The organism is Lysobacter sp. F6437 (assembly GCF_052547215.1).
In genome coordinates, this window is record NZ_JBQWRB010000001.1 from 382,743 (window position 1) to 396,757 (window position 14,015).

The 14,015-nt window shown below is 67.8% G+C and carries 14 protein-coding genes; 2 read left to right on the forward strand and 12 right to left on the reverse strand.

Annotation, left to right across the window (positions count from 1 at the left end; all coding sequences use genetic code 11):
- Positions 1-47: 47 nt before the first annotated feature.
- Both ACT9F5_RS01655 and ACT9F5_RS01660 read left to right on the forward strand, forming a co-directional pair.
- Positions 48-821, forward strand: coding sequence for an NAD kinase (locus ACT9F5_RS01655; RefSeq protein ID WP_445118207.1), 774 nt, complete (start codon positions 48-50; stop codon positions 819-821).
- Positions 822-886: 65 nt separating this feature from the next.
- A complete protein-coding gene (locus ACT9F5_RS01660; protein WP_445118208.1) occupies positions 887-1,834 on the forward strand; it encodes a 5'-nucleotidase in 948 nt (315 codons plus the stop codon).
- 91 nt (positions 1,835-1,925) lie between these two features.
- Here ACT9F5_RS01660 and ACT9F5_RS01665 read toward each other — a convergent pair whose 3' ends face one another.
- The 12 genes from ACT9F5_RS01665 to ACT9F5_RS01720 form a co-directional block, all read right to left on the reverse strand.
- A complete protein-coding gene (locus ACT9F5_RS01665; protein WP_445118209.1) occupies positions 1,926-2,483 on the reverse strand; it encodes a DUF2939 domain-containing protein in 558 nt (185 codons plus the stop codon).
- Between the two features lie 110 nt (positions 2,484-2,593).
- Positions 2,594-3,772: a DUF4785 domain-containing protein gene (locus tag ACT9F5_RS01670; RefSeq protein ID WP_445118210.1), complete on the reverse strand. Its 1,179-nt coding sequence runs from the start codon at positions 3,770-3,772 to the stop codon at positions 2,594-2,596.
- 8 nt (positions 3,773-3,780) lie between these two features.
- Positions 3,781-4,641: a hypothetical protein gene (locus ACT9F5_RS01675; protein WP_445118211.1), complete on the reverse strand. Its 861-nt coding sequence runs from the start codon at positions 4,639-4,641 to the stop codon at positions 3,781-3,783.
- A 163-nt stretch (positions 4,642-4,804) separates the two neighbouring features.
- Positions 4,805-5,491, reverse strand: a complete 687-nt coding sequence (locus ACT9F5_RS01680) for a TIGR02453 family protein (protein ID WP_445118212.1) — start codon at positions 5,489-5,491, stop codon at positions 4,805-4,807.
- 146 nt (positions 5,492-5,637) lie between these two features.
- The gene (sbcB, locus tag ACT9F5_RS01685; RefSeq protein ID WP_445118213.1) at positions 5,638-7,080 is read right to left on the reverse strand and encodes an exodeoxyribonuclease I; all 1,443 of its coding nucleotides are present in this window, start codon (positions 7,078-7,080) and stop codon (positions 5,638-5,640) included.
- A 102-nt stretch (positions 7,081-7,182) separates the two neighbouring features.
- Complete coding sequence (locus tag ACT9F5_RS01690) at positions 7,183-8,571, reverse strand: FAD-dependent monooxygenase (protein WP_445119468.1); 1,389 nt, start codon at positions 8,569-8,571, stop codon at positions 7,183-7,185.
- A 14-nt stretch (positions 8,572-8,585) separates the two neighbouring features.
- Positions 8,586-9,872, reverse strand: coding sequence for a kynureninase (kynU, locus tag ACT9F5_RS01695; protein WP_445118214.1), 1,287 nt, complete (start codon positions 9,870-9,872; stop codon positions 8,586-8,588).
- 34 nt (positions 9,873-9,906) lie between these two features.
- Complete coding sequence (locus ACT9F5_RS01700; RefSeq protein WP_445118215.1) at positions 9,907-10,932, reverse strand: amidohydrolase family protein; 1,026 nt, start codon at positions 10,930-10,932, stop codon at positions 9,907-9,909.
- Between the two features lie 22 nt (positions 10,933-10,954).
- A complete protein-coding gene (locus tag ACT9F5_RS01705) occupies positions 10,955-11,485 on the reverse strand; it encodes a 3-hydroxyanthranilate 3,4-dioxygenase (RefSeq protein WP_445118216.1) in 531 nt (176 codons plus the stop codon).
- 3 nt (positions 11,486-11,488) lie between these two features.
- A complete protein-coding gene (locus ACT9F5_RS01710) occupies positions 11,489-11,914 on the reverse strand; it encodes a Rid family hydrolase (RefSeq protein ID WP_445118217.1) in 426 nt (141 codons plus the stop codon).
- Between the two features lies 1 nt (position 11,915).
- Positions 11,916-12,578: a carbonate dehydratase gene (gene can / locus ACT9F5_RS01715; RefSeq protein WP_445118218.1), complete on the reverse strand. Its 663-nt coding sequence runs from the start codon at positions 12,576-12,578 to the stop codon at positions 11,916-11,918.
- Between the two features lie 6 nt (positions 12,579-12,584).
- Positions 12,585-14,009: an aldehyde dehydrogenase family protein gene (locus ACT9F5_RS01720; RefSeq protein ID WP_445118219.1), complete on the reverse strand. Its 1,425-nt coding sequence runs from the start codon at positions 14,007-14,009 to the stop codon at positions 12,585-12,587.
- Positions 14,010-14,015 lie beyond the last annotated feature (6 nt).

Sequence of the window (14,015 nt, forward strand, 5' to 3'; positions counted from 1 at the left end):
CCTGTCCGTCGGCCTGCGTTATCCTGCCGGTCATGACAGCGCAGACGATGACCGCGACGCCCCGCATCGCTTTCCTCGCCAGTTCCGCCGACGAGGCACAGGCGGCGCTCGCGGAGTTGCGAACGCGCCATGAGGACCACGCCCCCGAAGAGGCCGACGTGCTGGTCGCACTCGGTGGCGATGGCTTCATGCTGCAGACCCTGCATCGACATGGCGGCTTGGGTGTTCCCGTCTACGGGATGAAGCTCGGCACCATCGGTTTCCTGATGAACCACCTGGCCTCCGACGGCCTGCTGGAGCGCATCCACGCGGCCGAGCCGGCCGTGCTGCGTCCGCTGGAGATGGTCGCGCAGACCGAGTCCGGCGCGACTGTCGGTTCGCTGGCCTACAACGAGGTGTCGCTGTTGCGGCAGACCCGCCAGGCCGCGCACCTGTCGATCGAGCTCAGCGGCCAGAGCCGGCTCGACGAGTTGATCTGCGATGGCGTTCTTGTCGCCACCCCGGCCGGCAGCACCGCCTACAATTTCTCGGCACATGGGCCGATCCTGCCGCTGGGTGCCAACGTCATCGCGCTCACCCCGATCGCCGCGTTCCGTCCGCGACGCTGGCGTGGGGCCGTGCTCAAGGCGGAAACCGAGATCCGCTTCCGCGTGCTCGATCCCTACAAGCGTCCGGTCAGCGCCACGGCCGACTCGCACGAGGTCCGCGACGTGGTCGAGGTCATGGTCCGCGAGTCGCACGACCGCACGGTGACGTTGCTGTTCGATCCCGAGCACAACCTCGAGGAACGGATGCTGGCCGAGCAGTTCACAACCGGCTGAAGCCTTCGGAAGCCGGGCTTTTCGCCGTCGCAGTCGATGCGACCGTAACCGGGCAAAATGGGTGCATGCCAGACAGCCAAGCCGACCCGCTGATCGTCGCGATCTCCTCGCGCACCCTGTTCGACCTGGAGGACAGCCACGCACTGTTCGAGCGCGAGGGGCTGGATGCCTACGCCGCATTCCAGCGCAGCCACGAGGACGAGCTGCTGCAACCGGGCATTGCGTTCCCGCTTGTGCGCAAGCTGCTTGGACTCAACGACGGCGCGCCGCCGGAGGCGCCGCGGGTCGAGGTCATCCTGATTTCGCGCAACTCGGCGGATACCGGACTGCGCATCTTCAACTCGATCGCCCACCATGGCCTGGCGATCAAGCGCGCGGCCTTCAGCAACGGCGCGCCGCCGTTTCCCTACATCCGGCCATTCGGTGCCGACCTGTTCCTGTCGACCCATGGCGAGGACGTGCGCAGCGCACTGGCCGCCGGCGTCGCCGCGGCGACGTTGTTGCCCGGTGCGCTGTTGTCGCCGCGCGCGCCACACCACCGGCCCGACCAGTTGCGCATCGCGTTCGACGGTGACGCGGTGATCTTCGGCGACGAAAGCGAACGGGTGTCACGCGAAGGCGGACTGGCGGCATTCTCGGAACACGAACGCAGCCATGCCGGTGAACCACTGTCAGGTGGCCCGTTCCGCGGCTTCCTCGATGCATTGCACCGGTTGCAGGCGGCGTTCCCCACTGGCGAGGACGCGCCGATCCGTACCGCGCTGGTCACTGCGCGCTCGGTGCCGGCGCACGAGCGCGTGATCCGCACCCTGCGCGAGTGGGGAATCCGCCTGGACGAGGCACTGTTCCTTGGCGGGCGCTCGAAGGGACCGTTCCTGGAAGCATTCGGCGCCGATATCTTCTTCGACGATTCCGAGCACAACATCGAGTCGGCACGTGGGCTGGTGACTGCCGGGCATGTGCCGCACGGCGTGGCGAATCCGGTGGCTCCGGAAGGAAAGCCCTCGCGTTGAGCCACGCGATTCCGTGTTCCGTAGGAGCGGCTTTAGCCGCGATCAGAAACCGTCAGCCAGCACCGATTCCCGATCGCGGCTAAAGCCGCTCCTACAGGGATTCGGCGTCGCTGCCCAGCGGCAGGCGGATATCCGTCAACTTCCATTCCAACCCCTGCCGGCTCAGCACGAACGTCAACGGCTGCCCATCCTCGCTCTGGACCGTGGCGGTGAAGCGCGACAGCGATTCGAAGCCGTAGTCGGCTTCCTGCAAACGGTCCGGCGTCGGCGCAGTCTCGTAGGTGTTGTCGGTGATGCCGCCGCCGCTGGCGCGGTGCCAGACCGAGCGGCCTTCCATCAACGCACCAATGCCGACCGGCGTCACCATCGTGTCGACCATGCCGCCGGCGATTCCGCTGGCAATCCGCACCGCGAACGCGCCAAGCAGGCTCGACTGCACGTCGGCCCCCGCCTTGCGCACCACGTAGTCATCGACCTGCAGCTTGAGGTTGCGGCGCAGTTCCGGGAAGTCCACGTGCTCCGCCAGTTCCGCGGTGTCCTGCGCCTGCACGGCCTCGCGGATCGCGTTGTAGGCGATGAACGGGCCGGCGGCGAGGTAGCCCAGCAGCAACACCGCGACGAGGACGGGCAGGGCGATCCACTTCTTCATGGGACTGATCCGACGGGAAGGCTCCCACCTTACTGCGGTATCGCCAAAACGCGACACAGGCGGGCGTGCATCCGGCAACGACAGGCGTCGCCGGATGCACTTCCGCGCTGCTAGCGGCTCACCCGTGCCGCCCGGGCCCGGCGCTCGATGGGCGCCATCCGCGACTGGTCGTTGAGTTCCAGGTCCCGCAACTCGAACGGCGCGCCGTAACCGGCAGGAAGGTTGCCGCGGTCGAAGCCAAGCAGCAGGCGGTCCCGGCCCGGCGTGAGCCAGTCCGCGCTGTGGGCAATCGAGACCGGCTGCAGCGCGCCGCCCGGTGCGGTCGCGTACAGCGTGCCGCGAACCTCGTAGCGCCCCGGCGAGCCGACCGTCATCGGCAATGCGAACTGCAATTGCGCCGCATCGAAGCTGTAGTCGCCGACCAGCCTGGCGGTGGGCTGCGCGACTGCCAGCGCAGTGCGTGCGTCGCGTTGCACGTCGCCGTTGCCGGCGAACACCTGCACTTCCCACAGACCCTGTTCGTGATCGACCTCAGTCGGGACCGGCACCTTGCCGCGCAACAGGCCGTCCCTGCCGGGACGCAGGCGGATCGGCCAGCTTTCGCCCGAGGGCGCGACCAGCAGTCCGCCGGCCTTCAGTCCCTGCAGGCGCCGGTCGCCATCGGACAGGTTCACCACGATGGTGCTGGCGCCACCGGCGAGGACGCGGTCGCGCGCAAGTGCGGCGAACAGGCGCACCGTGCTGCGCGGCTCGTAGACGTGGACCACGTACTGCCCGCTGGCCTTCGGCATCTGCAACCGGTAGCGACCCGCCGGGGCGGCGTCGGCGAGTTGCACGGCGGCGGCACGCTCGTTGACCTGCATGCCCGCGGCCCGTAGCTGTGCGCCATCATTTCGACGAGCCAGTGCGACGGTTCGGCCGCCGCGGGTCACCCGCAGTGCATCGACATCGACTGCGGCGCCCGCATGCGCCGGGCTGACGCGGATGATTGCCCCGGGTGCGCTGGTGGAGACTTCCACGCCACGCTGCAATTCGGCCGCATCCACGGTCTGCCAGTACTCGCGGCTCTCGACCACGAACGGCTCGGGTTGGCGCAGGTCGTCGGTGGGGTCGAGTGCCCAGGAGAACCGCACCGGCGAGTGTTCGACGGGCGTCACGGGAGCGGGGCGCGATACGACCCGGGTTGCGACCTGGTCGGTGTCGCCTGCCGGCAGCAACGGGACTTCGGCAGCGAGCGCGGTGGCGCCCAGGCTCGCCGACAACAGCAACAGGCTGAAGATGGTTTTCATGGCGGGCCTCATGAGTTCAGGTCGTTGCGCAGGATGACGTCGAGCCCGAAACAGGCGCGCCGGCTCTGGTTGTGGCTGAGCGGTTCACTACCGCGCATCCGGCTCTTGTCGGTGAACCAGACGCTGCCGGCCGCCGACTGGCTGGAACATTCCAGGAAGCCGTCGGAACACGAATCGAGCCACCATTGGGTCGCCTCCAGCCCGACGTTCTCGGCGTAGCCGGCGCAATAGCTGTCGCCGTCCCAGATCGCCGACTCGACGTCGGTGCCGACCACGCTGCGGAACAGCTTGGGCAACGATGGCCGCCCGCTGGTCCCATACAGGTAGTTCTGGTTGTAGAACGCCATCCAGCTCAACTGTTGCTGGCGCACGGCATCGGACTCGTAGCCCAGCAACCAGCCCACCGACTGCTCGAAGGCGTTGCCGTTCATCACCGCATCCGCCAGCGGCGTGCCGGCCGACGACGGCGCCAGTGCATTGACCCGCGCCAGCTTGCTGATGATGCCGGGATAGCGGCTGTCCCAGGTCGGGTTCGACAGGATCCAGCGCATCACGTTGCCGCCGTTGGAGTGGGTCAGTACGATCAGCCGGTCGATGCCGCGACTATTGATGAACCCGCTCAGTTGTCCGGCCAGGCAGCCGGCGGCGGCGTTGTCCCACATGTAGCGGGTGAAGTCGCAATTGACCACGATGTAGTTGGCCGGGTCGGCCAGGCCCTGGCGCACCGAATTGACCATCGCCGGTTGCCAGTAATCGTTGTAGGCGTCGGTCTGGTGACCGGTGCCGTGGACGAACGCGACCCCGGTGGTTTCAGCGGATGCGATGCACGGCGCGATGGCCAGCAGCACGCAGCAGGCGAGTTTCTGCACGGTCTTCTCCTCCTTGGAACCCCAGACGTGCAGCCCCCCGGCATCCCGGCCCCTTTTGCACGCCGATCAGCCTGCCCATCCATGCGCAGGCGTACCGGGGACCGAGCATACGCCGCTGTATGGCGGTGTCATGACGCACCGCGCCAATGCGGTGGAGGTGCGCCTAGAACTCCAGGTCGAGCGCGGCGCAGAGGTAATCGACGAAGGGGGCGAGGGTGGCGAGGTCGGTGCGCAGCGTTTTCAGCAGGCCGGGACCGGTCACCACGGCATCGTCGAGCGGGCGAAGGGCGACGAAATTCTTGCGTCGCAGGTCGTCGGCGAACTCGAACTCCGACGGGAAGCCGCTCGGCATCCGCACCAGCATCTCGCTGTCATCAAGATCGAAGCGGCGGCGCAGGCGTTGGCCGTGGGCGGCGGATTTCCAGCTGGCTGGGTTGTCGAGGATGAAGTGCCGTACGCGCCGCACGGTGTCCGGACCCGGGTGCCACAGGCCGGCGCCGACGAAGCAGTTGCCGCCCTGCAGGTGCAGGTAGAATGACGGCGCCTCGATCTCGCGACGGCGTGCATGGAACACGCGCGCGCCCTGCCACGACTTGTAAGGCGACTTGTCGTTGGCGAAGCGGGTGTCGCGGTGGATACGGAACAGCGAACCGCCCATGGCCTTGGGGTCCGCCCGGAAATGCGGGCTGAGCTCGGCGACGATGGGTTGCAGGTCGATCAGCAACCGCTGGAACGGGCCGCGCACGTGGGCCTCGTAATCCGCCTTGTGGGCGTGGAACCAGTCGCGGTTGTTGTTGCGCGCCAGGCTGCGCAGGAACTTGAAGCTGGCGGCGCTGAAGTAGGTGGGCATGGCGCTTATCGTAGCGCCACCCGACGCAGGTAGCGTTCTGTAGGAGCGGCTTTAGCCGCGATCTGAAATCGGCGCGGCGAACGACTCCAGATCGCGGCTAAAGCCGCTCCTACAACCGCAAGAAGAGCCCGTGGGAGAACCGCTCGTCAGGCCAGGGTGCGTTCAATGTCCCGGCGCCAGGATTCCAGGTCTTCCAGTAGTGCGAGGTGGCTCGGGATCTCCGCATGTGCCGCCCGCAACTCCGCCAGCTCGGCATCGAAGCGCGCGAATCCGTATTCCGCCATCCCGCCGTCGCCACGCAGCCGCTCGCGACGGTAGTCGTTCCAGCGCGCCCGCTCGCTGGCCGACAACGTGCCGGGCCAGTTGCGCGCGCGGTAGCGGAACAGCAGTTCCGGCAGGCGCTTGTCGCGGAAGCCGAACGTGGCCGCGCCCAGCGCCTCGGGCGCGGTGCTGCGCACGCTCGGGAACAGGCGCTTGTCGCCGTCACCGATGAAGCTGTCGTAGAGGCTGGCATCGACGTCGACCTCGCGGTGTTCGCGCTCGCGGGAAAACACCTGGCGGACCTTCTCGACCAGCGCCGGTCCGGCGGCGCGCAGGCGGGCGGCATTGGCTTCGGCCTGCACCGGGTCGATTCCGAGCCGTTCGAAGTCCTCGCGGCGCAGGTGATCCCAGGCCGACAGTGCCGGACTGCGGTTGAGGTGGATTTCCTTCAGCGCGACGCGCTCCTCGCCCTCGGCGAGGTCGGCGGCGCGCACGTAGAGGCGCGCGGCGATGGTCTCGGCGTCGAGGTCGAGCAGGGCCCGTGGGTCCTGGGTCAGGTCGAACACGATCACGCGGTTGTCGATGTGCGGGTGTCGTGCGAGCGGGATCACCGGCGCAGCACACAGCCGGCTCGCCGGGAAGCGCTGCGAGACATTCAGCACCGGGGTCATCGCCACGGTGTCGAGCAAACTGGCGGCGTGGCGCTTGTCGCGCAGGCGCAGGGTGTAATCCCACAGCTTCGGCTGCGCGGTCTTGAGCTTGCGGGCCAGTCCGATCAAGGCGCGCACGTCCGACAGCGCTTCGTGGGCATCGCCTTCGCGCACGTCGTTGGCTTCGGCCAGGTGTTCGAGCTTGAACGACGGCGAGCCGTCCTCGCGTTTCGGCCAGACCAGTCCGTCCGGACGCAGGGCGTGAGCGAAGCGCAGCACATCGAGCAGGTCCCAGCGCGAGTTGCCGCCGCGCCACTCGCGCTCGTAAGCGTCGAAGAAGTTGCGGAAGAAGCCGTAGCGGACGAACTCGTCGTCGAAGCGCAGCGAGTTGTAGCCGAGGCTGCAGGTTTCCGGTCGCGACATTTCCTCGAAGATCAGCGCGAACGCGGCGGCCTCGGTCATGCCCTCGCGCTGCGCGTGCTGCGGGGTGATGCCGGTGACCAGGGTCGCGCCCGGGGACGGCAGCAGGTCGTCGGCCGGCTGCACGAAGACGCTGATCGGGTCGTCGACCGGGTTGAGGTCGGCGTCGGTACGGATCGCGGCGAACTGGGCGATGCGGCTGCTGCGCGGGTCGGTGCCGAAGGTTTCGAGGTCGTAGAACAGGAAGCTGGCGGGCACGGGGCGATCCTTCGGGCGGCCTGGGTTGTTGTAGGAGCGGCTTCAGCCGCGATCTGATGCATGGTTGTTCGCACCGACTTCCGATCGCGGCTGAAGCCGCTCCTACAAGGGCGTGGTGGATTCGGGAGGCAGCGGCGGAAGGCGTGCGGTGATGGCGGCATCCACTGCATCCCAATCCAGCGTGTCGAGGCTGTCGTGGCCGCGGGTCAGTTCGACCAGCAGTTCGCGCTGCAGGTTGCCGCGCTGCAGGGCGACGGCGTAGGGCAGGTGGCGGAAGGTAACCATGGCGTAGCGCGGGACGAAGCGGTCCGGATGGCGCTCGGCGAGCTTGCGCTCCAGCTCGCGCTGCAGCAGGTAATCGTCGTCGTCGACGCGGTCGCGCATTTCCAGATAGTTTTCCAGCGCCATGTGCTGGATCGCGCGGGCGTTGGGCAGGCGCTCGGCCTGGAACGCGGCGAAGGCGGCGGCGCGGTCAGGAGTCCTGTCGAGGTGCTCGGCCAGCGCCACGCAGTCCTCGAACGCGCAGTTCATGCCCTGGCCGTGGAACGGTACCATCGCGTGGGCGGCGTCGCCAACCAGCACCGCGCGGTCGTCCAGGTGCCACTGGTCGAGGTACAGGGTGCCAAGCACGCCGGTCGGGTTCCGGTCGAAGTCGCGTTCGAGGTCGGGGATCAACGCGGAGGCGTCGTCGAAGTCCCGCTCGAAGAATTCCCGTGCGTCCGCGCCGTTGCGGATGCTTTCGAAACTCGGCTCGCCAAGGCTGTCATCACCCGCGTTTGGCAGGAACAACGTGACCGTGAACGTCGATTCGTCGTTCGGCAGGGCGATGCACATGTAGCGGCCTCGCGGCCAGATGTGCAGTGCGTTGGGCTCCATCCGGAAGCTGCCATCGGCCGCCGGCGGGATTTCCAGTTCCTTGTAGGAATGATCGAGGAAGTCGGTGCGGTCGCCGAGCTCCGCTACCTCGTCCATCGCCGTGCGCAGCGACGACCCCGCGCCGTCGGCGCCGATCAAGGCCTGGAACGGGATCGCATGACTGCCGTCGCGACCATCGAAGTGCGCGATGCGGGTGTCGAAATCGACCCGGTCCAGCTGGTGGTGGAAGTGGATCCGGGCGCCTGCCGCCTCGGCGATGTCAAGCAGGACGTGGTTCAGTTCGCCGCGATGGACCGACCAGATCACCTCGCTGTCATCGCGGCCATAGCGCTGCAATGCCACGTGGCCATCGACGAAATGGACCATGCGGCCGCGCATCATCACCGTCTGCCTCATCACCGCTTCATCGGCGCCGGCGGCACTGAGCGCGCGGCGGCCGCGCTCGGCCAGCGCGAGGTTGATCGAGCGACCGCGTTCGAACCCCACTTCACGCAGGTCTCCGCGCTTCTCGTAGACGTCGACATCCCAGCCGCGCCGGGCCAGCAGGGCGGCGAGCAGGGTGCCGGCGAGGCCGGCGCCGATGATGGTGAGGTGCTTTTGGGGATCGGGCGTCAAGGTCGGGGTCGCCTTCAGCTTCGGTTGCGTTGCCACGCCTCGACGGCGTGCGCGAATCGCCACACGTCCTCGTGGGTGTTGTAGAGCGGCGCGGGCGAGATGCGGATGACGTCGGGCTCGCGCCAGTCGCCAAGCACGCCGTTGTCGGACAGGTAGCCGAACAAGGCGCGGCCCTGCTCGTGGCCGCCGCGGACCCGGATCGACAGCTGGCAGCCGCGCTGTTCCGGTGTTTTCGGCGTCAGCACTTCGAGGGTATCGCCCAGGTGGCGATCGATCAGCGCTTCCAGATAGCCGGTCAGGCGCAGCGACTTGGCCCGCAGGGCCGGCATGCCGACGCGGTCGAACAGGTCGAGTGAGGCACGCAGCGGGGCCAAGCCGAGGATCGGCGGGTTGCTGAGTTGCCAGCCTTCGGCGCCGGGAGTCGGGACGAACTCGGGGCCCATCTGGAAGCGGGTGGCGGCGTCGTGGCCCCACCAGCCGGCGAAGCGCGGCAGATCGCCGTTGTTGGCATGGCGCTCGTGTACGAAGCAGCCGGCGACCGCGCCCGGGCCGCTGTTGAGGTACTTGTAGTGGCACCAGACCGCGAAGTCGGCGCCGCCGTCGTGTAGCGCCAGTTCGGTGTTGCCGACCGCGTGGGCGAGGTCGAGGCCGCACAGTGCGCCGGCGGCGTGCGCCAGCCGGGTGATTTCTGCGAGGTCGAAGGCCTGGCCGGTGCGGTATTGCACGCCGGGCCACAACACCAGCGCCAGGCGCGGGCCGTGCTCCGCGATCGCGCGTTCGATCGACTCCATCGAAAACAGGCCGCCCGGGAGGTCGGGTGCGAGCTCGATCAGGTCGGTGGCCGGGTCGAAGCCGTGGAAGGCGATCTGCGACGTCATCGCGTACCGGTCCGACGGGAACGAGCCGGCCTCAATCAGGATTGCCGGGCGCTGCGCGGTCGGCCTGTAGAAGCTGACCATCATCAGGTGCAGGTTGGCCGTCAGCGAATTCATCGCCACCACCTCCTGCGGTTGCGCACCGACCAGCCGGGCCAGCGACTCGCTCATCAGGTGGTGGTAGCTCATCCATTGCGAGTTGCCGCGGAAATGGCCTTCGACCGCTTCCATCGACCACTTGTCGAGCACGTCCTCGACCTGGGCGCGGGCACCGCGCGGCTGCAGGCCCAGCGAGTTGCCGACGAAGTAGGCCTGCTCGCCATCGCCATGTCGCGGCACGTGGAACTCGGCGCGCAGGGTCGGCAGCGGATCAGCGGCGTCACGCGAACGGGCGAGGTCGAGGTCGAGCGAATACGGATCGGTCATGGATTCTCTGTCGTCGTTGATGACGCGGTGCAGTTCACGCGAAGCGCGTCTTTGGCAGCCCGAGCCATTCCAGCGCGGTGCCGTGGTAGAGCCGTGCCTTCGCGGCTTCATCGACCTGCAGCGAAGCGATGCCGGCGCCGGGCTCCTGCTCACCGAGCGGGAACGGGTAGTCGGTGCCGAGCATCACCCGGTCGACGCCGCAGGTGTCGAGCAGGTAGCGCAACGCGGCATCGTCGGCGACCCAGGAGTCGAAATACAGGCGGTCCAGGTACTCGCGCGGGTTGCGCGGGTTGTCGGTGGCGACCAGGTCCGGACGCATGTTGAAGCCGTGCTCGATGCGACCGATGGTGTACGGGAAGCTGCCGCCGCCGTGGGCGAGGCAGATTTTCAGTTTCGGCAGCCGCTCCAGCACGCCGCCAAACACCAGGCTGCAGGCCGCGCGCGATTGCTCGGCCGGCATGCCGACCAGCCACGGCAGCCAGTACTTGGGCATGGTGTCGGTGCCCATCATGTCCCACGGATGCACCAGGATCGCCGCACCCAGCTCGCTGGCGGCCTGGAAGAACTCGAACAGTTCGGGCGCGTCGAGGTTCCAGTTCTCCCCCGACGGCAGGCCGACGTGGCTGCCGATCTGCACGCCCTGCAGGCCGAGCTGGTCCATGCAGCGCTCCAGCTCCTGCGTCGCCAGCCGCGGCGACTGCAGCGGCACCGTGCCGATGCCGGCGTAGTGGCGCGGGTAGTCGCGGCAGGTCTGCGCCATGTGGTCGTTGAGTGCCTGGTGCAGCTCCAGCGCGTGGTGCGGCCGCGCCCAGTAGCAGAACATCACCGGCACCGTGCTCAACACCTGCACCTGCACCCCGAACTTGGCGTAGTCGTCGATGCGCTCCTGCGGATCCCAGGTCTTGGACCAGATCTCGCGGAAGAACTTGCCGTCCTTGTAGATGCGGTGGCGGCCGTCCTCGGTGTGGTGGATCACCGGGAAGCGCAGTTCACCGTACTTGCGCGCCAGGTCGGGCCAGTCGCGCGGCAGGTAGTGGGCGTGGGTGTCGATCTTGAGCATCGGGCCAGTCTATCCGCAGGCGTCAGGTGTCGGGCATGACGTATTTGTCGGGCGCCGGGTTGAGGTGGCCGCATGACTTGCAGCTGCGGTGGTCGCGCGAGGCGTAGAAGCGGTCGAACACCGGTGGGAAGTCCTGCTCGATGTCCTGCAGGTGGAAATACTCCTCATACAGCTTGTGGTTGCAGCGCTCGCAGAACCACATCAGGCCGTCGTCCTCGTGCGGCAGGCGCTTGCGCTCGATCACCAGCCCGATCGAGCCGGGCATGCGCTGCGGCGAGTGCGGCACGCGCGGTGGCAGCAGGAAGATCTCGCCGGCGCGGATCGGGATGTCGCGGACCGCACCGTCCTCCTGGATGCGCAGGACCATCTCGCCCTCGACCTGGTAGAACCATTCGGGGCCTTCATCCCAGTGGTAATCGGTACGCACGTTGGGGCCGCCGACCACCATCACGATGAAGTCGCCGTCGTAGACGACCTTGTTGCCGACCGGCGGCTTCAGCAGGTGCCGGTGTTCCTCGATCCAGGCCTGCAGGTTGAGTGGATTGGGCAGCATCGGTCACTCCTTCACAACGGCAACGCACTTGAGTTCGATCGCGATCGGCGTCGGCAGGGCGCTGATGCCGACGGTGGTGCGGCACGGCGCGGTATCGATGTCGGGGAAATACTCGGCCCACACCGCGTTGTAGCGGGCGAAGTCGGCGGCCATGTCGGTCAGGTAGACGGTCACGTCGACCAGGTCCTCCCAGCGTGCGCCGCTGGCTTCCAGCACCGATCGCACGTTGGCGAACACGACGCGGGTCTGGGCCTCGATGTCGTAGCCGATCAGGCGATCGTCGGCGTCCTGGACGTTACCGACGATCGCGTTGGTGGCCGGGTCGCGCGGGCCGATGCCGGACAGGAACAACTGGTTGCCGATGCGGCGCGCGTGCGGGTACTGGCCAACGGGCCGGGGGGCGGTGGAGGCGCGGATCGCGTCGGTCATGTCAGCGGTCCTCGCGGTCGACCTGGATACGTGCGAGTGCGTCGGCGTATACGGACGGCAGGCGCTCGGCCTCGGTCACGTCGACCCGCAGGTCGTGTACGCGGCCATCGCGCAGGGTGTAGACCCAGCCATGCACCGCCAGCGACTGGCCACGGCTCCAAGCGTCTCGGACGATGGTGGTGTGGCAGACGTTGACCACCTGTTCGAGCACGTTCAACTCGCACAGTCGGTCGTGCTTCAGTTCGTCGTCGTCGAACTTGCGGAGGCTGTCGGCGTGCTTCTCGGCGACATCGGCGACGTGGCGCACCCAGTTGTCCGACAGGCCAAGGCGCTTGTCGTGCAGCGCCGCGTGCACGCCACCGCAGCCGTAATGACCGACCACCAGGATGTGCTTGACCTTGAGTACATCGACCGCGAACTGGATCACCGACAGGCAGTTGAGGTCGGTGGTGACGACGACGTTGGCGATGTTGCGGTGGACGAACACCTCGCCCGGCGAGACGTCGATGATCTGGTTGGCCGGCACCCGCGAGTCGGAGCAGCCGATCCAGAGGAATTCCGGCGCCTGCTGGCGCGACAGGCGCTCGAAGAAACCGGGATCCTCGGCGCTGACGCGGTCGGCCCATTCGCGGTTCTTGTGCAGCAGTTCTTTCAGTGAATTCATGCAGGTTTATCCAAGGTGGAGGCCGACGTTCTTGGCGTCGGTGAAGAATCGCATCGCTTCAACGCCGCCTTCGCGACCGAGGCCGGAGTTGCCCGCGCCGCCGAACGGCGTGCGCAGGTCGCGTTGCAGCCAGGTGTTTATCCAGACCATGCCGGCGCGTAGTTCGGCGGCCATGCGGTGGGCGCGGTTGAGGTCGCGGGTCCAGACCGACGCGGCGAGGCCGTAGTCGCCGGCATTGGCGAGGGCGAGGGCGTGGCCGTCGTTGTCGAACGGTTGCAGGGTGACGACCGGGCCGAATATTTCTTCGCGGTTGCTCGCGCAGTCGGGGCCGAGGTTTTCGATGACGGTCGGGGCGATGAACCAGCCCGGGCGCTCCAGCACGTTGCCACCGCACAGCACGTGGCCGCCTTCATCCCGGGCGCGCTGCAGCGCTGCCACGACCTTGTCGAAATGCGCCTTCGACACCAACGGGCCGAGCTGGTTGTCCTCGTCGATCGGGTCGCCGACGCGCAACGCCAGCGCCCGTTCGACGAGGGCATCGCGGAGCTCGCTGTAGATGCTGCGCTCGACCAGCATGCGCGAGCCGCACAGGCAGATCTGGCCGGAGTTCTGGAACGCCGAGCGGGCGAGGGTGTCGAGGTGGTCGCGCCAGTCGCTGTCGGCGAACACCAACGTCGGGTTCTTGCCGCCGAGTTCCAGCGAAAGCTTTTTCAGCAGCGGCGCGGTCAGCCCGGCGATCCGGCGGCCGACCGCGGTGCTCCCGGTAAATGAAACCGCCTTGACCTGCGGATGGGCCACCAACGGTTCGCCGACCTCGGGGCCGCGGCCGTGGACGAGATTGAGGACGCCGGCCGGAAAACCAATCTCCGCCGCCAGCTCGGCCAGCATCGTCGCGGTGACCGGGGTGACCTCCGACGGCTTGGCGACCACGGTGTTGCCGGCAGCCAGCGCGGGGGCGATCTTCCAGGTCAGCAGGTACAGCGGCAGGTTCCACGGCGAGATCGTGGCGACCACGCCGAGCGGCTGGCGCAGGGTGTAGTTGAGGCCGGCTTCGCCGTGGTGGGATTCGCTGGCGAACTGGGTCGCGGCGTGGGCGAAGAAGCGCAGGTTGCTGATGGCGCGCGGGATCTCGACTTCGCGGGCGAGTTTGATGGGTTTGCCGCCATCGCGTGACTCGGCGTGGGCGAAGTCGTCGAGCCGTGCTTCGAGGGCGTCGGCGAGTTTTTCCAGCCAGCGGGCGCGCTCGCTGTTGCGGAGTGCGGACCAGCCGGGGAATGCAGCCTGCGCGGCCGTGACCGCGTCTTCCGCATCGGTGGCGTTGCCGTCGGCCACTTCGGCAAACGCGCGACCGGTGGCGGGGTCGAAGACGTCGAGCCAGCGGCCCGCGGGCGCTTCGTGGGGCTTGCCATTGATCCAGTGGGTCAGGCGCATCCGGCA

What these genes read in the sequence shown, in the direction of transcription:
- ACT9F5_RS01655 (WP_445118207.1), top strand. Translation starts at nt 48, where the DNA reads ATGACCGCGACGCCCCGCATCGCTTTCCTCGCCAGTTCCGCCGACGAG.
- ACT9F5_RS01660 (WP_445118208.1), top strand. Translation starts at nt 887, where the DNA reads ATGCCAGACAGCCAAGCCGACCCGCTGATCGTCGCGATCTCCTCGCGC.
- ACT9F5_RS01665 (WP_445118209.1), bottom strand. Translation starts at nt 2,483, where the DNA reads ATGAAGAAGTGGATCGCCCTGCCCGTCCTCGTCGCGGTGTTGCTGCTG.
- ACT9F5_RS01670 (WP_445118210.1), bottom strand. Translation starts at nt 3,772, where the DNA reads ATGAAAACCATCTTCAGCCTGTTGCTGTTGTCGGCGAGCCTGGGCGCC.
- ACT9F5_RS01680 (WP_445118212.1), bottom strand. Translation starts at nt 5,491, where the DNA reads ATGCCCACCTACTTCAGCGCCGCCAGCTTCAAGTTCCTGCGCAGCCTG.
- kynU (WP_445118214.1), bottom strand. Translation starts at nt 9,872, where the DNA reads ATGACCGATCCGTATTCGCTCGACCTCGACCTCGCCCGTTCGCGTGAC.
- ACT9F5_RS01700 (WP_445118215.1), bottom strand. Translation starts at nt 10,932, where the DNA reads ATGCTCAAGATCGACACCCACGCCCACTACCTGCCGCGCGACTGGCCC.
- ACT9F5_RS01705 (WP_445118216.1), bottom strand. Translation starts at nt 11,485, where the DNA reads ATGCTGCCCAATCCACTCAACCTGCAGGCCTGGATCGAGGAACACCGG.
- ACT9F5_RS01710 (WP_445118217.1), bottom strand. Translation starts at nt 11,914, where the DNA reads ATGACCGACGCGATCCGCGCCTCCACCGCCCCCCGGCCCGTTGGCCAG.
- can (WP_445118218.1), bottom strand. Translation starts at nt 12,578, where the DNA reads ATGAATTCACTGAAAGAACTGCTGCACAAGAACCGCGAATGGGCCGAC.
- ACT9F5_RS01720 (WP_445118219.1), bottom strand. Translation starts at nt 14,009, where the DNA reads ATGCGCCTGACCCACTGGATCAATGGCAAGCCCCACGAAGCGCCCGCG.